Below are 20,564 nucleotides of genomic sequence, written 5' to 3'. Positions count from 1 at the left end.
ACTGACCGTAACGGATGCGATCGCGCGGCACAGCGGCTTCCGCCCCGACCCCGTTGCAGCAAAGCCACGTTCATGCAGCGTCGTTGCGTGAAAGTGGCTTTGCTGCAATCCCGGGGCCCGCGCCCTACGGGTGGACGCGGCGCTCGGCTGACGCCCACGCGGCCTCGTCGGCGCGGGGCTCGTAGGTCACGAGCTCCTGCGTCCGCACGAGAAGTGCGCGCAGCTGCGCGAGGCCGCCCTCCACGGCGCCGAGCGCGCGGGCCTGGACCAGCACGTTCCCCAGCGCCGTGGCCTCCACCGGCCCGGCGACGACGGGGAGACCGCACGCGTCGGCGGTGAGCCGGCAGAGCAGTGCGTTGCGCGCGCCCCCGCCCACGACGTGCACGACGTCGACCGCCCGGCCCGAGAGCTCCTGCGCGTCGCGCACCGCCCGCCGGTGCGCGAGCGCGAGGCTGTCGAGGATGCAGCGCACGGTCGCCGCCCTGCCCTGCGGTGGGGTCTCGCCGCGCCGTTCGCAGGCCTCCGCGATGCGCGCCGGCATGTCCCCCGGCGGCAGGAAGGCGGGGTGGTCGGCGTCGACCAGCGCCGCGAACGCCGGGACCTGCGCCGCCTCGGCGAGCAGCGCGGCCAGGTCCGCGCCGGGCCAGGCCCGCAGGCACTCCTGCAGCAGCCACAGGCCCATGACGTTGCGCAGGTAGCGCACCGAGCCGTCGACGCCCAGCTCGTTGGAGAAGTTCGCTGCGCGGCCGGCCTCCGACAGCACCGGGGCGTCGAGCTCGACGCCGACCAGTGACCAGGTGCCGCACGAGACGTAGGCGAAGCGCTCCCCCGTGGCCGGCACGCCCACCACCGCCGACGCCGTGTCGTGCGAGCCGACCGCGATCAGTGGCACCGGCCCGGCCAGCCCGGTCTCGGCGAGCACGTGCGGCGCCAGCTCCCCGACCCGCTCCCCCGGCTCGACCAGGGGTGCGAACAGCCCGGCGTCGATACCGGTCCGGGCCATCAGGCCGGTGGACCAGGTCCGAGCCTTGACGTCGAGCAGGCCGGTGGTGGAGGCGTTGGTGAGCTCGGCCCGGCGGACCCCGGTGAGCCAGTACCCCAGCAGGTCCGGCATCAGGAGCAGGTCGCGGGCCGCCGCCAGCTGCGGTGAGCCGGTCGCCGCGACGAGCTGGTAGATCGTGGTGAACGGCAGCTCCTGCACCCCGTTGGTGGCGTACAGCTCGGCGGTGGGAACCGTGGCGTGCACCCGGCCCGCCACGCCGTCGGTGCGCGCGTCCCGGTAGTGCACCGGGTTGCCCAGCAACGAGCCGGTGGCGTCGAGCAGGCCGTAGTCGATGGCCCAGGAGTCGATGCCCACCGCGTCCAGCGGCGCCTGCGCACCGGCGGCGCGCAGGCCGTCCAGGATGCCCCGGTAGAGCGCCAGCACGTCCCAGTGCAGGGTGTCGCCGAGCCGGACGGGGCCGTTCGGGAACCGGGCTGCCTCGGTGAGCTCGAGCCGGTCCGGACCGACCTCGGCCGCCATCACCCGGCCGCTCGACGCCCCGAGGTCGACCGCGGCCACGCGTGCGTTCACCAGAGCCGCACCTCGACGAACTCCAGGCCCACCAGGTCCGCCACGGCGGCGAGGTCGGGCACCCGGTGCCCCGTGCCGAGAGCCCAGTGGTGGTCGACGCCCGAGGCGCTCCAGACGTCGGTCCATTCTCCCGGGTCGCCCCCGAAATCGACCCGGGAGGTGGTGTTCCCGATCTGGAGCAGCGGGCCGGCCACCACCTCTCCCTCCGCTGCCACCAGTACGTACCGCCCGTCCCGGCGCTGGCCGAGCCCGCACAGGGTGACCGGCCCGTGGCGGACGTCGAACTCGACGGAGACCCCCCGGCCCCGCTTGCCGTGGTACACCCCGAGCCCGCGCAGCAACGGCCGCCGCGCGCTGATCGCCAGGTGCGCCGGGCCGTCGTGGCCCATCTCCACCACACCGTCGACGAAGTCCAGCGCCTGCAGCTCGGTGAACGAGCCACCCGCACCGAGGCGGTCCATCACGAGCATGGCGATCGAGTTGCGCAGCTCGTACTCCCCCGCCGTCGGCACACCGCGGGCGGTGAGCAGCGAGGCACCGAGGATGAGACCGGCGCCGAGCGTCTCGTGCTGCTCCCCGTTCAGGCCCCGGTGGTAGTAGGCGAGCGAGTCGAGCGCGAAGTCCTCGACGAGCCGGTCGAGGCCGACGGAGACCCGCGCGCCCCACTCCAGGTCGGCGGGCTCGACGGAGGCGTCGACGTCGAACACCTCGCGGGCCAGCGCGACCCGGTCCTGGGCCTGCCCGTCGGTGACCTCCTCGACGCGCACCCGCAGGTCGTCGAGCTCCAGCACCTCGACGTGACCGCCGAGCTGCGCCGACACCGACGTGAGGTCCGTGGCGACGTCGAGCATGCCCGGGTAGAGGTGGCCCATGAGCCCGTGCCGCCCGTGGCGCAGCACCCCGCGCACCCCGGCCGCCGTGACCCACCGGGCGATCCGTGCCCACGCGCGCTCGTCCTCCAGGTGGCCCGACACCGACCGGAAGTCGACGCCCGCGCGGTCGAACGCGTTGGCCATCTCCGGCAGCGGGCAGGCCCCGCAGTAGGCCAGCCAGGCTCCGGTGTCGAAGGTGGCGTGGTCCATCCGTGCCGTGGGCTGCAGGTTGATCAGCAGGACCGGCGCCCCGCTGCGCTGCGCGACCGGCACCAGCATGGAGGCCGTCATGTAGGTGGTCAGGAAGCCGACGATGAGATCGCAGCCGGCGACCCGCAGCTTCTCCGCGGCCACCGCGCCCTCCTGCGCGTCGGAGATGAAGCCGACGTCGACCACGTCCACCTCGTCGCCGAGCCCCCGCAGGCGCTCCGACACGCGCTCGGCCGACCGCCGTAGCTGCGGGAGCAGGTCGGGGAACTGCGGCCAGTACGCGCCGAGCCCGCCGGCCACGAGCCCGACGGTGGTGCAGCGCGGGGTGGTCCGCACGAGCCCGGTGGGGGTCTCGAGCACCGAGGTCATGACATCTCCTCCTGGGTCGGCCTGCGTCAGCGCAGGAAGGCCGCGGCGACGCCGGCGTCGACGGGGACGTGCAGGCCGGTGGTGTGGGAGAGGTCGCCGCCGGTGAGCACGAACACCGCGGCGGCGACGTGCTCGGGCAGCACCTCCCGCTTGAGCAGCGTGCGCTGCGCGTAGAACTCGCCGAGCTTCTCCTCCGGCACGCCGTAGACCGCGGCGCGCTGCGCGCCCCAGCCGCCCGCGAAGATCCCCGACCCGCGCACGACGCCGTCCGGGTTGACGCCGTTGACCTTGATGCCGTGCTCGCCGAGCTCGGCGGCGAGCAGCCGGACCTGGTGGGCCTGGTCGGCCTTGGCCGCCCCGTACGCCACGTTGTTGGGGCCGGCGAAGACCCCGTTCTTGCTGGCGATGTAGACGACGTCGCCGCCCATGCCCTGCGCGATCATCGCGCGCGCGGCCGTGCGGGCGACGAGGAACGAGCCCTTGGCCATGACGTCGTGCTGGAGGTCCCAGTCGGCATCGGTGGTCTCCAGCAGTGGCTTCGAGATCGACAGCCCGGCGTTGTTCACCACGAGATCGACCCCGCCGAACGCCAGCGCGGCCGCGTCGACGGCAGCGGCCACCGCGTCGGCGGAGGTGACGTCGGCCGTGACCGGCACCGCGACGTCGGTGGTGCCGAGCTCGGCGGCCACGGTGGCCGCGGACTCGGCGTCCCGGTCGGCGACCACGACGCACGCGCCCTCTGCCGCGAGTCGGACCGCGATGGCCCGGCCGATGCCGGAACCCGCCCCCGTCACGAACGCCACCCGGCCGGCGAGCGGCTTCGGCTTCGGCCGCCGCGCGAGCTTGGCCTCTTCGAGGGCCCAGTACTCGATGCGGAACTTCTCCGCCTCCGGGATGGGCGCGTAGGTGGAGACGGCCTCGGCTCCGCGCATCACGTTGATCGCGTTGACGTAGAACTCGCCCGCCACGCGGGCGGTCTGCTTGTCGGCGCCGAAGCTGAACATGCCGACGCCGGGCACGAGCACGATCGCGGGGTCGGCACCGCGCATCGCCGGGCTGTCGGGCGTGGCGTGCCGCTCGTAGTAGGCGCGGTAGTCCTCGCGGTAGGCGGCGTGCAGCTCGCGCAGCCGCGCGATCGCCTCGTCCAGCGGTGCCGACGGGGGCAGGTCCAGCACCAGCGGCCGGACCTTCGTGCGCAGGAAGTGGTCGGGGCAGGACGTCCCGAGCGCGGCGAGGGGCTCCAGCTTCTCGCGCGCGAGGAAGTCGAGCACCGCGGCGCTGTCGGTGAAGTGGCCGACCTGGCGGCGGTCGGTGGAGGCGAGCCCGCGGACCACCGGGGCCAGCGCCGCGGCCCGCGCCCGGCGCTCGGCGTCGGGCAGCGGCGCGTACCCGGGCCGGACGGCGCCGAACGGCTCCGCGGCCCCGCGCTCGTCGAGGTAGCGGGTGGCGGTGGCGATGATGTCGAGGGAGTTGGCCTCGCACTCCTCGCTGGTGGCACCCCATGCGGTGATGCCGTGCCCGCCGAGGATCACCCCGACCGCCTGCGGGTTGGCCCGCTTGACCGCGGCGATGTCGAGCCCGAGCTGGAAGCCCGGGCGCCGCCACGACACCCACACGACCCGGTCGCCGAAGATCTCCTTCGTGAGCGCCTCGCCGTCGGCGGCGGTGGCGATCGCGATGCCGGCGTCGGGGTGCAGGTGGTCGACGTGGTCGGCGTCGACGAGGCCGTGCATCGCCGTGTCGATCGACGGCGCCGCGCCGCCCTTGCCGTGGGCGCAGTAGTCGAACGCGGCGACCATCTCGTCCTCGCGCTCGACGCCGGGGTAGACGTCGACGAGCGCGCGCAGCCGGTCAAGGCGCAGCACCGAGAGTCCCGGCTCGGTGAGGGTGCCGAGGTCTCCCCCCGAGCCCTTGACCCACATGAGGTCGACGGGCCGGCCGGTCACCGGGTCGTCGGCGGTGCCCTTGGCGGAGGTGTTGCCACCCGCGTAGTTGGTGGTGGTCGGGTCGGCGCCCAGCCGGTTGCTCCGAGCGAGGAGCGCCTGGACGGTGGGGTGAGTCATGGTCCCTTCCGGGGTCGACGGGGTTGCAGCAAAGCCACTTTCATGCAACCTGGTTGCCGCAAAGTGGCTTTGCTGCAACCAGGCGGGGCTATGCGCCCCAGCCCGCCTGCCGGCCGCCGACCCGGTCCCGCTCGATCTGCTGCTGGTAGCCGGAGCGGTGGTAGGCGGCGATCGGGTCGGGGTCGAGGCCGGACTCCTCGCGCAGCTGCGCGAGCAGCGGCCGGACGTCGGTGTTGTAGGCGTCCATCAGCACGGCGTTGGCCGCGAGCACGTCACCCGAGCGCTGGGCAGCGGCGAGCGCGTCGGCGTCCACGAGCAGGGCCTTCGCGGTGGCCTCCTGCACGTTCATCACCGAGCGGATGATCGCCGGGATCTTCGTCTCGATGTTGTGGCACTGGTCGAGCATGTACGCGATCCCCAGCGCCGGATCTAGCGCGCCGCCCTGCACGATCTCGTGCAGGATCCGGAAGAGCTGGAACGGGTCCGCCGCGCCCACCATCAGGTCGTCGTCGGCGTAGAAGCGCGAGTTGAAGTCGAACGCACCGAGCTTCCCGGCCCGCAGCAGGAACGCCACGATGAACTCGATGTTCGTGCCCGGGGCGTGGTGGCCGGTGTCGATGCAGACCTGCGCACGGGGGCCCAGTTCGAGGCAGTGCGCGAACGCCGTGCCCCAGTCCGGCACGTCGGTGGTGTAGAACGCCGGCTCGAAGAGCTTGTACTCCAGGATGAGCCGCTGGCTCTCGCCCAGCCGGTCGTAGGTCTCCCGCAGTGCCTCGGTGAGCCGGTCCTGCCGGGCCCGGATGCTGTCCTGGCCCGGGTAGTTGGTGCCGTCGGAGAACCACAGCTTGAGGTCGCGCGAGCCCGTGGCGTCCATGATGTCGACGCACTCGAGCAGGTGGTCGATCGCCTTGCGCCGCACCCGCGGGTCGGGGTTGGTGACGCTGCCGAGCTTGTAGTCGTCGTCCTGGAAGACGTTGGCGTTGATCGTGCCGAGCGCGACACCCTGGTCGGTGGCGTACGCGGCCAGTGCGGCGTAGTCGTCCACGCGGTCCCACGGGATGTGCAGCGCGACGCTGGGTGCGGCGCCGGTGAGGCGGTGCACCACGGCGGCGTCCGCGATCTTCTCCTCGGGCGAGCGCGGCACGCCGGGCTGCGCGAAGACCTTGAACCGGGTGCCGGAGTTGGCGTAGCCCCAGGACGGGGTCTCGATCCGGAGCTGCGCCAGCCCCTGCTTCACCCCGTCCGCGACGGCGGGACGGCTGGCGGTGCTGGTCATGGTGTGGTCTCCGATCCGGAACGGCGCGCGGGGGTGGGCGCGGGGTTGCCGTGGTGAGCGAGTTGGTCCTCGAGGTGGAAGATCTCGTCGAGCAGGAGGAAGCCCTCGTCCGGGCCGCGGCCGTCGAGCCCGGTGAAGAACTGCTGCATCTCGGCCTGCCACCGCGCGTTCACCTCGGTGGCCGCCATCGCCTGCTGGGCGGCGGCGAGGTCGTCGGCCTCGACGTAACCGATGAGCAGCCCGTCGGACCGCAGGTGCAGCGAGTAGTTGCGCCAGCCGGTGTCGCGCAGCGCGACGAGCATGTCCGGCCACACCGCCCGGTGACGCTCCCGGTACTCGTCCAGCCGGTCGGGCCGGACCTGGAGCTGGAAGCAGTAGCGCGGCACCGGGCGGTCCTCCTCGTGGCCGGGATGCGGGTGTCAGAAGTTGAACTGGTCGATGTTCTGGGCGTTGAACACCGTGGGCGGGCCGAGGACGATCTCGCCGTCGGCGCCGATCGTGTACTTGCCGAGCTTGCCCGCGGTGAACGTCTCGCCCTGCTTGCCGGTGATCTGTCCCGAGGCGAGAGCGGCCCCGGCGTAGCCCGCGAGGTAGCCGATGTCGGCGGGGTTCCAGAGCGCGAACTGCGACACGGTGCCGTCCTTGACGAACTCCCGCATCTGGTTGGGCGTGCCCAGCCCGGTGACCGCGACCTTGCCCTTGTAGCTGGAGCTGGAGACGTACCGCGCGGTCGCGGCGATGCCGACCGTGGTGGGCGAGACGATCGCCTTCAGGTTCGGGTAGGTCTGCAGCAGGCCCTGGGCCTCCTGGAACGACTTCTGGTCGTCGTCGTTGCCGTACACGGTGGCCACCAGCTTCATGCCGGCGTTCTCGGGCTTCTTGAGCTCCTCCTGCACCACCGCGATCCAGGCGTTCTGGTTGGTCGCGTTCGGGGTGGCGGACAGGATCGCGATGTCGCCCTGACCGCCGGTGAGGTCGTGGGTCATCTTCACGAGCGTCTCGCCGATGCCCTGCGTGGTGGCCTGGTTGACGAAGACGTCGCGGCACTGCTTCGCGGCGTCGGAGTCGAACGCGACGACCTTGATGCCGGCGTCGCGGGCCTGGTTGAGCGACGGGCACACCGCATTCGGGTCGTTGGCGGCGATGCCGATGACGTCCTGCTGCTGCTGGATGAGCGTGTTGATGTAGCTGACCTGCGACGACGCGCTCGCGTCGTTGGGGCCGACGAGCTTGTAGTCGCCCTTGAGCTCCGTGACGGCAGTCTGGCCGCCGCCCGCCTCGATGTCGGAGTACGGGTTGTTCAGCTGCTTGGGCAGGAAGGCGATCTTGAGTCCCTCGCGGATCGGCGCGTCCGGGTTGGCCGTGGCCGCCGCGGCGCCGGTGGAGCCGCTGGTGTCACCGGCGGACGAGTCGCGGGTGGTGCCGCCGCAGGCCGAGATGCCGACGGCGAGCACGAGCCCGACCGCGACAGGGGCGAGCCTGCGGACGGAGCCCGGTCTGGTGGAGCGCAGGGACATGGTGGTTTCCCTTTCAGGAGGACCGGACGGCCGGCGTCGGTGACGGTGCGGGGTCGGGATTCGGGGAGGCGGGCGGCGGCGGGTCGGGCCGCCGGCGCCGCCGCAGAGCGGCGTGGCTGTTGCTCGCCAGGTTCGGCGCGAGTACGGAGACGATGAGCAGCAGACCGGTGACGACGCTGAGCGCCTCGTTGGAGACGTCGGCCAGGCGCAACGCGTTCTGCAGCGAGGTGAGCAGGAGCGCACCGGCGATGACCCCCCAGAGGGTGCCCCGGCCGCCGAAGATCGAGACCCCGCCGAGCAGCACCGCCGCGACGACGGCCAGTTCGAGGCCGGTGCCGTTGTCGGCGCGGGCGCTGGAGTAGCGCAGCGTCCACAGCACGCCCGCGAGCGCCGCGACGGCTCCGCTGACGACGTAGAGCCAGAACTTGACGCGCGTGACGCGGGTGCCGGAGAACCGGGCGGCCTCGGCGTTGGCGCCGATGGCGAACAGCGAGCGGCCGAACGGGGTCACGTGCAGCACGACCGCGAAGACGAGCCCGAGCACGACGAGCGGGATGAGCAGCAGCGGGATGCCCGTGTCGCCGATGCGGCCGGTGACCAGGTCGGTGTAGCTCGCGGGGAACTCGGCCACGGCGCGGTCGCCGAGCACGACGAACGCGAGGCCGCGGTAGAGCGCCAGGGTGCCGATCGTGACCGCCAGCGACGGCAGCCCGAACACGGTGACGAAGGTGCCGTTCACTGCACCGAGCACCGCGCCGAGGAGCACGCAGACCGGGATGATCGTCTCGATCGGGAGGCCGCCCTCCCACATAGCGCCCATCACGGCGCTGGCGAGCCCGAGCGTGCTCGCCACCGAGAGGTCGATCTCCCCGGTGACGATGATCAGGGTCATCGGCAGGGCCATCAGGGCGATCGGTGCGAGGTCGAGCACCAGGAAGGAGAAGTTGCGGCTCGACGCGAAGTTGTCGACCGTGAACGACGCGATGATCACGAACAGGATCAGCACGCCGATGATCGCGGCGTCCCAGGAGGTGAGCCTGCCGAGCAGGCGCCGGGGGGACAGGTCAGGAGACGACATGGGATTCCCTCCGGCGCAGCGAGGCGGCGATGCGGGCGGCCACCACCCGGTCGGTGCCGATGGCGAGCAGGATCAGCGCCCCGACGATGGCCTGCTGCCAGAACTGGTCGATGCCGAGCACGGGTAGCGCGCTGCCGATGGTGGTGAGCAGGAGCGCGCCGATCGCGGCGCCCCAGATCGTGCCGCTGCCCCCGAAGACGGCGACCCCACCGACCACGACGGCGGCGACGACGTTGAGCTCCATGCCGGTGCCCGCGGAGGCGTCGATCGTGCCGAACCGGGCGGCGAACAGCACCCCGGCGAGTCCGGCGAGCGCGCCGCTCACCACGAACGCGGCCAGGGTGCGGCGCCCGACCGGGATCCCGGCCAGCCGCGCGGCCTCGGGGTTGGAGCCCATCGCGTAGAGCTCCCGCCCGCTGCGGTAGGTGCGCAGGTAGAGCCCGGCCACGAGCACCACGACGAGCGCGATGATGATGAGCCACGGCACCCCGAGCACTCCCGCGGTGCCGAAGGCCAGGAACCCGGGCGGCAGCTTGTCGGCGTTGATCTGCTGCCCGCCCGCCCAGAAGAAGCCGATCCCGCGGTAGACGTAGAGCGTGCCGAGCGTGACGACCAGCGCGGGGACGTTCCCGAATCGCACGAGCACGCCGTTGACGAGGCCGCAGACCGCCCCGAAGGCCAGCCCGACCAGCAGCGCGACCACCACCGGCACGCCGGGAGCCGCCTGTAGCAGCGACCCCACCGCGAACGCGGAGAGCCCGAGCACGGAGCCGACCGAGAGGTCGATGTTGCGGGTGATCACGACGACGGCCTGCCCGACGGCGAGCACGACGATGATCGCCGCGGCCAGCACGAGGTCGCGGATGCTCTGCCCGGAGAGGAACCGGGGGTTGACCACGGCCGTGACCACCACGAGCGCGGCGAGCGCGAGGACGATGCCGAGCTCGCGGGCCCGCAGGATGAGCCCGACGCGCGACTCGGCGGCCTTGTCGTGCTCGACGGACGGCGCCGGACCGGTGGACGTGGGCGGTGCGGTGGTCATGCCGCGGCCCCCTGCCCGGTGGCCGCGAACATGACGGTCTGCTCGGTGGCCTCCGCGCGCGGCAGCTCGGCCACCAGCTCGCCCTCGCGCATCACGAGCACGCGGTCGGCCATGCCGAGCACCTCGGGCAGCTCGGAGGACACCATCACGATGGCGACGCCGTCGGCGGCGAGGTCCGACAGCAGCCGGTGCACCTCGGCCTTGGTGCCGACGTCGATGCCGCGGGTGGGCTCGTCGACGATCAGCACGCGCGGCTGCGTGGAGAGCCACTTGGCCAGCACGACCTTCTGCTGGTTGCCACCGGAGAGCCGGCCGACGGGGTCGGTCAGGTGGGAGTACTTCGTCTGCAGGCGCGCCGCCCAGTCGCGGGCGAAGCGCCGCTCCGCTCCCCCGACGAGCAGGCCGAGCTTCGCGAGGCTGCCCAGGCGGGTGGAGGTGATGTTGCGCTCGATCGAGGCGTCGAGGACGAGGCCCTGCTGCCTGCGGTCCTCCGGCACGAGCGCGACGCCGGCGCGCATGGCCGCGGCGGGCGACCCGCCGCGCAGCGACTTCCCGTCGACCCGCACCTCGCCGGAGTCCCGCGGGTCCACGCCGAACACGGCCTGCACCACCTCCGAGCGCCCGGCCCCGACCAGGCCGGCGAGCGCGACGATCTCGCCGGCGCGCACCTGGAACGACACGTCGGCGAAGACCCCGGCGCGGGTGAGGCCCTCCACCTCGAGCACGACGTCCCCCGGGACGACGTCGTGCTTCGGGAAGAGGGTGTCCAGCGGCCTGCCGACCATCCGGCGCACCATCTCGTCCACGGTCAGCTCGTCGATCGGGTCGGTGGAGACGTGGGCCCCGTCGCGCATGATCGTGACGCGCCGGCACAGGGCCGTGATCTCCTCGAAGCGGTGGGAGATGAACAGCAGCGCCGCACCGCCCGCGCGCAGCGACTCGGCCACGGCGAACAGGCGCTTCACCTCCACGCCGGTGAGCGCGGCGGTCGGCTCGTCCATCACGATCACGCGGGCGTCGAGCGAGAGTGCCTTGGCGATCTCGACGATCTGCTGGTCGGCGATGGACAGGCCGCGGGCGGGCCGGTCGGGGTCGATGGCCACCCCCAGCTGGGTGAAGTAGGCGGCGGCGCGGGCGTTCATCGCGCGGCGGTCGATCCGGCGCCCCGAGCGCAGCGGCTGGCGGCCCATGAAGATGTTCTCGGCCACCGACAGGTCCGGGAAGAGCGTCGGCTCCTGGTAGATCACCGCGATGCCGGCGGCCAGCGCGTCGGCGGGCGAGTGCAGCTCCACCGGCTGCCCGTCGAGCTCGATGGTTCCCGAGTCGGGGCGGTGCAGCCCGGCGAGCATCTTGACGATCGTCGACTTGCCTGCGCCGTTCTCGCCCACCAGCGCGTGCACCTCGCCGCCGTACAGGGGGAAGGACACGTCCCGGACGGCGGACACGGCGCCGAAGGACTTCGCCACCGAGCGCACCGCGAGCAGTGGCCTGCCCGGCTCTGGGCTCGCCATGCGGCCCCCTCCAACGTCGTTGGTGAAACGTTTCAAAACGTGAGCCGGGCGACCGTACGACCGTCAGCAAGAGGGTGTCAAGACCGAACCGCCAGTACAAGCGGCTGTTCACATCCGGCCGGTTCTCCTCACCCGTCCGGCTTGCGGACCACCCGACTGACCCCGGCCTGCCGCACTTGTACGTTTCAGAAGCGCACGGCATGCTGCGCGCAGCAAGGTCGAGGATCGGAGCTGACAACGTGGTGGCGGGATCGAGCACGCCCAGCATGAAGGACGTGGCGGCCCACGCCCGCGTCTCGCTGGGCACGGTCTCCAACGTGCTGAACCGGCCGGAGCTGGTGAGCGAGCGCACCCGCAAGCGCGTGCTCGCGTCCATCGCCGAGCTGGGCTTCGTGCGCAACGAGTCGGCGCGCCAGCTGCGGGGCGGGGGCAGCCGCACGCTGGCCTACGTCGTGCTCGACGCCACCAACCCGTTCTTCACCGACGTCGCACGCGGGGTGCAGGAGGCCGCCGACGCCGCCGGGCTCGCGCTCTTCCTGTGCAACAGCGGCGAGGACCGCGAGCGCCAGGCCGCCTACCTCGACCTGCTCGAACAGCAACGCGTCGAGGGCGTGCTCATCACCCCGGTCGACGCCGCCGACCCGCGGATCGGCGCACTGGCCGCACGCGGCACCCCGGTCGTGGTCGTGGACCGCGCCGCAGGCCCCGGGCACTGCTCGGTCACCGTGGACGACCTGCTCGGCGGCGACCTCGCGGTCACCCACCTGCTCGACAGCGGCCACCGCCGGATCGCCTTCGTCGGCGGCCCACGCACGATCGGGCAGGTGCGCGACCGCATCACCGGGGCCGAACGGGCGGTCGCCCGCGCCGGCACCGGGGAGCTGACCGTGCTGGAGACCGCCCGGCTCGACGTCGCCCAGGGCCGCCGCGCCGGGGAACGGATCGCCGGGCTCCCCGCCGCGCGCCGCCCCACGGCGGCGTTCTGTGCCAACGACCTGCTCGCGCTCGGGCTGCTGCAGCAGATGGTGCGGCTCGGCCTGCGGGTGCCCGAGGACCTCGCGATCGTCGGCTACGACGACATCGAGTTCGCCGAGGCCGCCGCGGTTCCCCTGACGTCGGTGGCGCAGCCGCGCCACCGGCTCGGACGGACCGCAGCCGAGCTGCTCCTCGCCGAGGCCCGCAGCCCGGACGGACACGAGCACCAGCAGGTGGTGTTCGCTCCGGAGCTGGTGGTGCGGGCGTCCACCGGGCTCGGGCCCCTGCGATCGAGCACTGTGGCCTGAGGTGGAGTAGGGAGAGCGCATGAGGATCGCCCTGTTCGTGACGTGCCTGGCCGACGCCCTGTACCCGCAGGTCGGCCGGGCCACGGTCACGCTGCTCGAGCGGTTGGGCCACGAGGTCGTCTTCCCCGCGGCGCAGACCTGCTGCGGGCAGATGCACGTCAACACCGGCTACCAGCGCGAGGCGCTGCCGCTGGTGCGCCACCACGTGGAGGTGTTCGAGCCCTACGACGTGATCGTCGCGCCGTCCGGCTCGTGCGTCGGCTCCGTGCGCCACCAGCACGCGATGGTCGCCCGCGGGGGCGGTGACGGCGCGCTGGCCGAACGGGCGGAGCGGGTGGGTGCGCGCACCTACGAGCTGTCGGAGCTGCTGGTGGACGTGCTCGGTGTGGAGGACGTCGGCGCCTACTACCCGCACCGCGTCACCTACCACCCCACCTGCCACTCCCTGCGCATGCTGCGGGTGGGCGACAAGCCGCTGCGGCTCCTGCGCCACGTGCGGGGCATGACACTGCTGGAGCTGCCCGAGGCCGAGCAGTGCTGCGGCTTCGGCGGCACGTTCGCGATCAAGAACGCCGACACGTCCACCGCCATGCTCGCCGACAAGATGCGCAACGTCCTGGACACCGGCGCCGAGGTCACCACGGCGGGCGACGCGTCGTGCCTCATGCACATCGGCGGCGGGCTGTCGCGGCTGCGCAGCGGGACGCGCACGGTCCACCTCGCCGAGATCCTGGCCGGCACGGAGGTCGGAGCCACCACTGAGCTCGCGAGCGAGACGCTGGCACCGCGCCAGCTCGACGCACCGGCCGAGCACACCGTGGGTGAGCAACGAGTCGAGTTTGCGAGCGAGTCATCGACACAGCGCCTCCGCGAAGCGCAGCCGACCGAGCGCAGCGAGGGAGAGCGATGAACGAGCTTGCGAGTGAATCATCGACACAGCGCCTCCGCGCCGTGCCGTCTTCCGATGGGCCGACCGAGCGCAGCGAGGTCGAGCGATGAGCACGAACCTGGGCATGCCGGCCGTCGCCCCGCCCGGGGTCGGCCACCTGCGGGGCACGCAGTCGTTCCCGGACGCCGCCCGCGGCGCGCTGGCCGACTCCCAGCTGCGGCGCAACCTCGGGCACGCCACCCGCGTCATCCGCACCAAGCGCGCGTCGGTCGTGGCGGAGCTTCCCGACTGGGAGCAGCTGCGGCTGGCGGGCGAGGCACTCAAGACCGCCACCATGGCGCGTCTCGACGAGCACCTCGAGCGCCTGGAACGGGAGGTCACCGCCCGCGGCGGCGTGGTGCACTGGGCCCGCGACGCCAACGACGCCAACGCCATCGTCACCCGGCTGGTGCAGGAGACGGGCGAGACCGAGGTCGTCAAGGTCAAGTCGATGGCCACCCAGGAGATCGGGCTCAACGAGGCGCTCGAGGCCGCCGGGATCGCCGCGCACGAGACCGACCTCGCCGAGCTGATCGTCCAGCTCGGGCATGACCAGCCCAGCCACATCCTGGTGCCGGCGATCCACCGCAACCGCGCGGAGATCCGCGAGATCTTCCTGCGCGAGATGCCCGGCGTCGACCCGGCGCTGACCTCCGAACCGCGCCGGCTCGCGATGGCCGCGCGGGCGTTCCTGCGGGAGCGGTTCCTGCGCGCGAAGGTGGCGATCTCCGGGGCCAACTTCGGGGTGGCCGACACCGGCACGCTGCTCGTGGTGGAGTCCGAGGGCAACGGGCGGATGTGCCTCACGCTGCCGGAGACGCTGATCACGGTGATGGGCATCGAGAAGGTCGTGCCCACCTGGCAGGACCTCGAGGTGTTCCTGCAGCTGCTCCCCCGCAGCTCCACCGGCGAGCGGATGAACCCCTACACCTCAGCGTGGACCGGGGTGACCCCCGGCGACGGGCCGCAGACCTTCCACCTCGTCCTGCTCGACAACGGGCGCACCGCGACGCTGGCCGACGAGGTGGGCCGCGCCGCCCTGCACTGCATCCGGTGCTCGGCCTGCCTCAACGTGTGCCCGGTGTACGAGCGCACGGGCGGGCACGCGTACGGCTCGGTGTACCCCGGGCCCATCGGCGCGGTGCTCTCGCCGCAGCTCACCGGCGTGGAGGACAACGCGTCGCTGCCCTACGCGTCGAGCCTGTGCGGGGCGTGCTTCGACGCCTGCCCCGTGCGGATCGACATCCCGTCGCTGCTGGTGCGGCTGCGGGCCCAGCACGTCGACGCCCAGCGCGCCCGCTCGGTCCCGAGCGCGGAGGCCCTGTCGATGGCGGCTGCGTCGTGGCTGATGTCCTCGCCCGGGCGGTTCGCCGCCGCCGAGAAGGCGTCCCGGCTCGGCCGCCTGCTCGGCCGCTCCGCCGGCCGGATCTCGACGCTGCCGCCACCCCTGTCCGCCTGGACGGGGAGCCGGGACGCCCCACGTCCGCCTGCGGAGACCTTCCGCGAGTGGTGGGCCCGCGAGCGGGGCACGTCATGAGCGCCCGGGAGGACGTGCTGGCCCGCATCCGGGAGGCCAACCGCGGGGCGGGCGCCCCGCCGCCACCGGACGTCCCGCGCGACTACCACCGCAGCGGCGATCACCCGCCCGGCGCACCCGAGGTGCTCGCGCTGTTCCGCGACCGGCTCGTCGACTACAAGGCCACGGTGATCGACGCCCCCGCCGACGGCGTGCCGGCCGCGATCCGCGGCGCGCTGGCGCAGCTCACGGGGCCCGTCGTGGTGCCGCCCGGCCTGCCGGACGACTGGGTGCCCGGCGCCGTCGTCGACGGCGCCGACGGGGTGGGCACCCTCTCCCCCGCCGACCTCGACGCGTCCGCCGCCGTGGTCACCGCCTGCGCGGCGGCGTGCGCCACCACCGGCACGATCGCCCTGGACGGCTCCCCCGACCAGGGGCGCCGGGCGCTCACCCTCGTGCCCGACGTGCACGTCTGCGTGGTGCGTGCCGACCAGGTGGTGCAGACCGTGCCGGAACTGGTGGCCGCCCTGCACCCGCCGCACCCGATCACGTTCATCAGCGGCCCGTCGGCCACCAGCGACATCGAGCTGGAGCGCGTGGAGGGCGTGCACGGCCCCCGGACACTGATCGTGGTGCTGACCGACGCCCCGACCACCTCGGCCTAGCTGCGAGATCCATGTTTCCGCCCTGTGGGGGCCGATCGGAGGATCTCGCGGCGATCAAGAAACCTGCGACGGGTCAGGCCACGGGGGCGCCGACGGCCGCCACCAGGCGGTCGATGCGGTCCCGCCGCTCGGCGCTCACCAGCGGCGCGGGCATCCGCATGACCTCGGTGCCGATGCCCTGGCGGGCCAGGGCGTACTTGATCGCCTCCGGGCTGCCGGCGAGCGTGGCGGCCACCTCGTCGGCCTCGGCCTGGGCCGTGCGCTCGGCCTCGGCGTCCCCACGGGCGACGGCGTCCGCGAGCGCGGCCAGCGGCGCCGGGAACGCGGAGGAGAGCCCCGAGACGACGCCCCGGCCCCCGGCCCGGACGGCTGCGGCGAGCGCGGAGTCGTGGCCGGTCCACAGCGGGGTGCCGGGCGGCAGGGCCGCCACGAACTCGGCCAGCAGACCGGCCGCGGCCCCGCTCAGCTTCGCACCGGCGAGCCCGGTCTCCGCCGCCGTCCGCGCGAACTCCTCGGCATCCGCCGCGACGCCGGTCCGGTCGGGGAACAGGTAGCCGTACACCACGGCGTCCCCGGCGGCGGCGGTGATCGCCGCGAAGTGCCGCGTGACCGCGTCGGTGTCGACGGCCAGGTAGTACGGCGTGATCGCCGCAAGCCGGGACGCCCCGAGGGCGACGGCGTCGCGGGCGAGCGTGACCGCGTCCCGGGTGGCCGCTGCTCCGATGTGGGCCACCACCCGGTCCGGGCCGAAGATCTCCAGCGCGAGGCCGACGAGCTCCCGGCGCTCGGCGCGGTGCAGGGCCGGGAACTCGCCGGTCGTGCCGGCGACGAAGACGCCGTCCACGCGGCCCACCAACCCGGTGAGCAACGCCCGGTTGGCCGCGGTGTCGATCTCACCTGACTCGTCCACGAGCGCGGGGACCGCGGCCAGCACGTCGGCGCGGGGAGTGTGAGCGGGCATGCCCGCGACTGTAATCGGGACGTGCTCCCCGGTGGTGCTACCCCGACCCGCCGGAACGGGCCGGGGCCTGCCAGGTGAGGTACCGGTAGTTCGCCGGTCGCAGCCGCATCGCGTGCAGCACGATCACGGGGTCCCCTGGTGCCACCACCACCTCGATCAGGTCGCGGCCGTCCGTCAGACCGATGTGCAGTTCGACCTCGCCCTGCACGACGGTGCGCAGCGGCGCGGCGAGCACCCGGCGGATGTCGTCGGCAGCGACCCCGTGCTTGCGGGCGCTACGGGTCAGTCGCACTCCCGGCATGCTACGAGGGCGTCCTGTGGTTCACCGGGACCGGTCCCGCAGCACCGTGAGCAACTCCTCCTCGATGGCCGCGAACTCCGCCGAGGTGATCAGCCCGATGTCGCGGGGCCGGGGCAGGTCGACGGTCACCTCGCGCTGCACGCGGGTGGGCCGCGGCCCGAGCACCACCACACGGTCGGACAGGAACACCGCCTCCCGGATGTCGTGGGTGATCAGCAGGACCGTCCAGCCGAAACGGCCGCGCACGCCGTCGAGCCAGGTCTGCATGTCCGTGCGGGTGAGCGAGTCCAGCGCGCCGAACGGCTCGTCGAGCAGCAGTACCGCGCGGTCCTGCACCACCGTGCGCAGCAGGGCCGCCCGCTGCCGCATCCCGCCCGACAGCTCGTAGGGGTGGGCCGACTCGAACCCGTCCAGGCCGAACTCGGCGAACAGCGGCCGGGCCCGCTCCCGGGCGGCCCGCCGCGACATCCCGGCCACCTCCAGGCCCAGCGTCGTGTTGTCCAGCACGGTGCGCCACGGGAAGAGCAGGTCCTGCTGGGGCATGTAGGCAAACGGCTCGACGTGCCCCGTCGCGTCGTCGCCGTCGACGAGCACGCGCCCGGAGTCGGGGCGCTCCAGGCCCGCGATCACGTTGAACAGCGTGGACTTGCCGCAGCCGCTCGGCCCGATCACGGAGACGAACTCGCCGGGCGCGACGTCGAAGGTGACCCCGTCGAGCACCGGCAGCCCGGGATAGACCTTGCGGAGGTCGTCGAGCAGGAGCTTGGTCTCGTGGCCCGGCTCAGGCACGGCGGCGCTCCTTCCCGTGCCAGGGGATCACCAGCCGCTGGACGAGGTAGGTGAGCACGAACAGCGTGACCGACAGCAGCGCCGTCACCACCACCGCGGCGAGCACCAGGTCGGTGCGGAAGGAGTTCTTCTGCAGGCTCATGAAGATCCCGAGCCCGGCCGTGGCGCCGACGTACTCGGCGAAGATCGCGCCGGTGACCGCGTAGGTGATGCCGATGCGCAACGCCGTGAAGAACGAGGGCATCGCCCCGGGCAGCCGCACGTAGCGGAACTGCTTCCACCGCGACGCGCCCATGCTGCGCAGCAGGTTGGTGGCCTGCCGGTCGGTGGCGGCGAACCCCTCGATCAGCCCGACGGCGATCGGGAAGAACGTGACGAGCGCGATCACCAGCACCTTGGGCAGCAGCCCGAAGCCGAACCAGATGATCAGCAGCGGCGCGATCGCGATGATCGGCAGGGTCTGGGACGCCACCAGCAGCGGGGTGAGGGCGCGGCGCAGCCACGGGGAGAAGTCCACGGCCACCGCCAGCGCCCAGCCCAGCGCCAGCGACACCCCGAACCCGACGGCCGTGACCTGCAGCGTCGGCAGGGTGTTCGCCCAGAGCTGCTCGCGGAACGCCCAGCCCTGGGTGGCCACCCGCAGCGGCGAGGGCAGGATCTGCGGCCGGACGTCGGCCGCCGTGACGTACCACTGCCAGGCCACGAGCCCGAGCGCGACGAGCACGAGCGACGGCACGACCGCCGAGACCGTGCGCAGCCCGCCCGTCCGTCGCACGCTCATGGTTTCGCCAGGTACTGGTCGGTGAACCAGGTCGAGAAGTCGGGCCGCTGGGTGAGCGGCTTGCCGTCGGGCCCGGTCAGCGCGCCCGAGTCGAAGACCCACCCCGAGAAGCCCGCCCACTTGTCCAGCGTCTGCGTACCGACCTTGCCGGACGGGTCACGGAGGTACTGCTCGCTGAGCATCTGCTGGCTGCGCATCACGAGCTCCGGCTCGGTGAACACGCCGGGGTTGGCGTCCATCAGCAGCTGGGCGGCCTTGGCCGGGTCGTCGGCGCCGAGCTGGTAGCCGCGCTGCGCCGCCTGCACGAACCTGGCGGCCAGGTCGGGATGGGCCTGCAGCCAGGAGCTGTTGCCGATCAGCAGCACGTTGTAGGCGTCGGGGAAGCCGTAGTCGGTGTAGGAGAAGGTCTTGAGCGGCTGGTTGTGCAGCTCGGCCTCGATGCCTTCCCACGCCATGAACGGCTCGGTGAAGTCGACCTGCCCGTTGTAGAGCGCCTCGTAGGCCGAGGTGCCCAGTACCACGGTGGTGAAGTCGCCCTTGCCCCCGGCGTCGCGGATGACGGCCTTCATCTTGGGCTCCTCGCCCGGCCCGCCGAACCCGCCATAGGTCTTGCCGTCGAGGTCCTTCGGGGAGTTGATGTCGTTCCGGTCGGCCTTCACGGCGATCTTGGTGGCCCAGTGCTGCAGGATCGCCATCACCGACGTGATGTCCGCGCCCGCCGCCTTCGAGAAGGTGACCGAGTCCTGGAAGCTGATGCCGAAGTCGGCGGCGCCCGCCGACACGAGGGTGTCGGGCGAGGTGTTGTTGTACGGGAGGAACTGCACGTCCAGCCCGGCGTCGCGGAACCAGCCCTCCTGCTGCGCCACGTAGAGGCCGGTGTGGTTGGTGTTCGGCGTCCAGTCCAGCGCGACGCGGATCGTCTGGAGGCCTGCCGGGGTGGCCCCGCCGGCACCCCCGGTGCCGGCGCATCCGGCCAGCAGGACCGCCAGCACCGCGAACAGGACGATGGCGGGCCGATACGGGCGTACGCCGCTCACGAGGGTTCCTCCCTACGCCGGTACTAACCGGGTCAGGTGCGAACGGTCGGCGGCCGATCCTGCCGCCCTCTCAGCCTCGGAACGCGGGCTCCCGCGGGTCGGGGCGAGGATACGGGGCTACGGCGTCCGACGCAGCGCAGTGGGGTCTGCGTCACGTCCACGTCGTGATCCCGTATAGGCCCGTTCACGTAGTCCGCTGAGCAGCCGGGCCGGACGGACCCGCGGACGGGCGTTGAGCACGGGTCGAACGACACCGGCGCCCCGTCGGTGATCACCGACTCGAGCACGAGCCGGCCGATCGCCCACCGGCACCCGCGTCGAACAGCCGGATCACCCCTTGCCGCGGCCGCCGCACTGTGTGGTCCTTCCCGCCCGCGGCCCGGTGAAATGGCAGTGATCCTGTCGGGCGCCTCTCGACACCGCCCAGGACACGTCGCCCGGGCAGCACGACATGCTCATCGCCGCGTGCGACCCCGAGCGGTACGCGGCGCTCGGGGCCGCCGGACACCGCTCCTGCGCCGAGAACCTGCGGGAGGCCCTCGCGGCCGTCGGGCACGCCTACGCCGGACCGACCCCGCAACCGATCAACGTCTTCATGCGGATCCCGGTCGAGCCCGACGGGCAGCTGCGCTGGTTGGCCGCCCCCACGGCCCCGGGCGACTCGATCACCTTCGAGGCCGTGCTGGACTGCACCGTCGTCGTCTCCGCCTGCCCGCAGGACATCGTGGGGATCAACGCGGGCCCCTGTCACCGCTGATGATCGAGGTCCTCCCCCACCCCGAGCCCTGACCC

Annotated in this window: 19 protein-coding genes; 5 read left to right on the top strand and 14 right to left on the bottom strand. The window is 72.9% G+C overall.

What is annotated here, in order from left to right; genetic code table 11:
• Positions 1-124: 124 nt before the first annotated feature.
• The 9 genes from HF577_RS25095 to HF577_RS25055 all read right to left on the bottom strand — a co-directional run bounded on the left by HF577_RS25095 (position 125) and on the right by HF577_RS25055 (position 11,511).
• Positions 125-1,522, bottom strand: coding sequence for a rhamnulokinase (locus HF577_RS25095; protein ID WP_169398419.1), 1,398 nt, complete (start codon positions 1,520-1,522; stop codon positions 125-127).
• Between the two features lie 47 nt (positions 1,523-1,569).
• Positions 1,570-3,024: an L-fucose/L-arabinose isomerase family protein gene (locus HF577_RS25090; RefSeq protein ID WP_169398408.1), complete on the bottom strand. Its 1,455-nt coding sequence runs from the start codon at positions 3,022-3,024 to the stop codon at positions 1,570-1,572.
• A 26-nt stretch (positions 3,025-3,050) separates the two neighbouring features.
• The gene (locus tag HF577_RS25085) at positions 3,051-5,087 is read right to left on the bottom strand and encodes a bifunctional aldolase/short-chain dehydrogenase (protein ID WP_169398407.1); all 2,037 of its coding nucleotides are present in this window, start codon (positions 5,085-5,087) and stop codon (positions 3,051-3,053) included.
• An 88-nt stretch (positions 5,088-5,175) separates the two neighbouring features.
• On the bottom strand, positions 5,176-6,363 hold the full coding sequence (rhaI, locus tag HF577_RS25080) for an L-rhamnose isomerase (RefSeq protein ID WP_169398406.1): 1,188 nt from the start codon (positions 6,361-6,363) through the stop codon (positions 5,176-5,178).
• Entirely contained in the window at positions 6,360-6,749 is a 390-nt protein-coding gene (locus HF577_RS25075) for an L-rhamnose mutarotase (RefSeq protein ID WP_169398405.1), read from the bottom strand. The genes rhaI and HF577_RS25075 overlap by 4 nt, the downstream gene beginning before the upstream one ends.
• A 33-nt stretch (positions 6,750-6,782) precedes the next feature.
• On the bottom strand, positions 6,783-7,880 hold the full coding sequence (rhaS, locus tag HF577_RS25070) for a rhamnose ABC transporter substrate-binding protein (protein ID WP_169398404.1): 1,098 nt from the start codon (positions 7,878-7,880) through the stop codon (positions 6,783-6,785).
• Between the two features lie 13 nt (positions 7,881-7,893).
• On the bottom strand, positions 7,894-8,958 hold the full coding sequence (locus HF577_RS25065) for an ABC transporter permease (RefSeq protein ID WP_211174799.1): 1,065 nt from the start codon (positions 8,956-8,958) through the stop codon (positions 7,894-7,896).
• Entirely contained in the window at positions 8,945-10,000 is a 1,056-nt protein-coding gene (locus HF577_RS25060) for an ABC transporter permease (RefSeq protein ID WP_169398403.1), read from the bottom strand. The genes HF577_RS25065 and HF577_RS25060 overlap by 14 nt, the downstream gene beginning before the upstream one ends.
• On the bottom strand, positions 9,997-11,511 hold the full coding sequence (locus HF577_RS25055) for a sugar ABC transporter ATP-binding protein (protein ID WP_169398402.1): 1,515 nt from the start codon (positions 11,509-11,511) through the stop codon (positions 9,997-9,999). Before HF577_RS25055 ends, HF577_RS25060 begins: the two co-directional genes overlap by 4 nt.
• Positions 11,512-11,777: 266 nt before the next feature.
• On the opposite strand from HF577_RS25055, the gene HF577_RS25050 reads away from it, so the two are divergent.
• From HF577_RS25050 to HF577_RS25035, 4 genes are all read left to right on the top strand, one after another.
• A complete protein-coding gene (locus tag HF577_RS25050; RefSeq protein WP_169398401.1) occupies positions 11,778-12,794 on the top strand; it encodes a LacI family DNA-binding transcriptional regulator in 1,017 nt (338 codons plus the stop codon).
• Between the two features lie 19 nt (positions 12,795-12,813).
• Positions 12,814-13,704 (top strand): (Fe-S)-binding protein, encoded by an 891-nt coding sequence (locus HF577_RS25045; protein ID WP_169398400.1) that lies wholly within the window; start codon positions 12,814-12,816, stop codon positions 13,702-13,704.
• An 85-nt stretch (positions 13,705-13,789) separates the two neighbouring features.
• Positions 13,790-15,259: a LutB/LldF family L-lactate oxidation iron-sulfur protein gene (locus HF577_RS25040; protein WP_169398399.1), complete on the top strand. Its 1,470-nt coding sequence runs from the start codon at positions 13,790-13,792 to the stop codon at positions 15,257-15,259.
• Positions 15,256-15,903, top strand: a complete 648-nt coding sequence (locus HF577_RS25035; protein ID WP_169398398.1) for a LutC/YkgG family protein — start codon at positions 15,256-15,258, stop codon at positions 15,901-15,903. Before HF577_RS25040 ends, HF577_RS25035 begins: the two co-directional genes overlap by 4 nt.
• Positions 15,904-15,976: 73 nt before the next feature.
• On the opposite strand, the gene HF577_RS25030 is transcribed toward HF577_RS25035, so the two are convergent.
• The 5 genes from HF577_RS25030 to HF577_RS25010 are packed head-to-tail and all read right to left on the bottom strand — an operon-like array spanning position 15,977 to position 19,772.
• Positions 15,977-16,864 carry a dihydrodipicolinate synthase family protein gene (locus tag HF577_RS25030; protein WP_169398397.1) on the bottom strand — a complete coding sequence of 296 codons (888 nt, stop codon included), beginning with the start codon at positions 16,862-16,864 and terminating at the stop codon, positions 15,977-15,979.
• Between the two features lie 37 nt (positions 16,865-16,901).
• Positions 16,902-17,156, bottom strand: coding sequence for a hypothetical protein (locus tag HF577_RS25025; protein ID WP_169398396.1), 255 nt, complete (start codon positions 17,154-17,156; stop codon positions 16,902-16,904).
• 30 nt (positions 17,157-17,186) lie between these two features.
• Positions 17,187-17,954 carry an ABC transporter ATP-binding protein gene (locus HF577_RS25020; protein ID WP_169398395.1) on the bottom strand — a complete coding sequence of 256 codons (768 nt, stop codon included), beginning with the start codon at positions 17,952-17,954 and terminating at the stop codon, positions 17,187-17,189.
• Complete coding sequence (locus tag HF577_RS25015; RefSeq protein WP_169398394.1) at positions 17,947-18,735, bottom strand: ABC transporter permease; 789 nt, start codon at positions 18,733-18,735, stop codon at positions 17,947-17,949. The genes HF577_RS25020 and HF577_RS25015 overlap by 8 nt, the downstream gene beginning before the upstream one ends.
• Entirely contained in the window at positions 18,732-19,772 is a 1,041-nt protein-coding gene (locus HF577_RS25010; protein ID WP_312859367.1) for an ABC transporter substrate-binding protein, read from the bottom strand. Before HF577_RS25010 ends, HF577_RS25015 begins: the two co-directional genes overlap by 4 nt.
• Positions 19,773-20,223: 451 nt before the next feature.
• Here HF577_RS25010 and HF577_RS25005 point away from each other — a divergent pair, with 451 nt between their 5' ends.
• Positions 20,224-20,529 (top strand): DUF1989 domain-containing protein, encoded by a 306-nt coding sequence (locus HF577_RS25005; RefSeq protein ID WP_169398393.1) that lies wholly within the window; start codon positions 20,224-20,226, stop codon positions 20,527-20,529.
• The last annotated feature ends 35 nt before the right edge of the window (positions 20,530-20,564 follow it).

This window comes from Pseudonocardia xinjiangensis (genome assembly GCF_012911925.1).
Lineage (GTDB): Bacteria > Actinomycetota > Actinomycetes > Mycobacteriales > Pseudonocardiaceae > Pseudonocardia > Pseudonocardia xinjiangensis.
This window is presented reverse-complemented; position numbering and strand designations above follow the sequence as displayed.

Bases quoted from the DNA above. Each gene is read 5' to 3' on its own strand.
- HF577_RS25060 (WP_169398403.1), bottom strand. From the start codon at position 10,000: ATGACCACCGCACCGCCCACGTCCACCGGTCCGGCGCCGTCCGTCGAG.
- HF577_RS25045 (WP_169398400.1), top strand. From the start codon at position 12,814: ATGAGGATCGCCCTGTTCGTGACGTGCCTGGCCGACGCCCTGTACCCG.
- HF577_RS25050 (WP_169398401.1), top strand. From the start codon at position 11,778: ATGAAGGACGTGGCGGCCCACGCCCGCGTCTCGCTGGGCACGGTCTCC.
- HF577_RS25040 (WP_169398399.1), top strand. From the start codon at position 13,790: ATGAGCACGAACCTGGGCATGCCGGCCGTCGCCCCGCCCGGGGTCGGC.
- HF577_RS25035 (WP_169398398.1), top strand. From the start codon at position 15,256: ATGAGCGCCCGGGAGGACGTGCTGGCCCGCATCCGGGAGGCCAACCGC.
- HF577_RS25090 (WP_169398408.1), bottom strand. From the start codon at position 3,024: ATGACCTCGGTGCTCGAGACCCCCACCGGGCTCGTGCGGACCACCCCG.
- HF577_RS25055 (WP_169398402.1), bottom strand. From the start codon at position 11,511: ATGGCGAGCCCAGAGCCGGGCAGGCCACTGCTCGCGGTGCGCTCGGTG.
- HF577_RS25095 (WP_169398419.1), bottom strand. From the start codon at position 1,522: ATGGCGGCCGAGGTCGGTCCGGACCGGCTCGAGCTCACCGAGGCAGCC.
- HF577_RS25030 (WP_169398397.1), bottom strand. From the start codon at position 16,864: ATGCCCGCTCACACTCCCCGCGCCGACGTGCTGGCCGCGGTCCCCGCG.
- rhaI (WP_169398406.1), bottom strand. From the start codon at position 6,363: ATGACCAGCACCGCCAGCCGTCCCGCCGTCGCGGACGGGGTGAAGCAG.
- rhaS (WP_169398404.1), bottom strand. From the start codon at position 7,880: ATGTCCCTGCGCTCCACCAGACCGGGCTCCGTCCGCAGGCTCGCCCCT.
- HF577_RS25005 (WP_169398393.1), top strand. From the start codon at position 20,224: ATGCTCATCGCCGCGTGCGACCCCGAGCGGTACGCGGCGCTCGGGGCC.
- HF577_RS25065 (WP_211174799.1), bottom strand. From the start codon at position 8,958: ATGTCGTCTCCTGACCTGTCCCCCCGGCGCCTGCTCGGCAGGCTCACC.
- HF577_RS25085 (WP_169398407.1), bottom strand. From the start codon at position 5,087: ATGACTCACCCCACCGTCCAGGCGCTCCTCGCTCGGAGCAACCGGCTG.
- HF577_RS25015 (WP_169398394.1), bottom strand. From the start codon at position 18,735: ATGAGCGTGCGACGGACGGGCGGGCTGCGCACGGTCTCGGCGGTCGTG.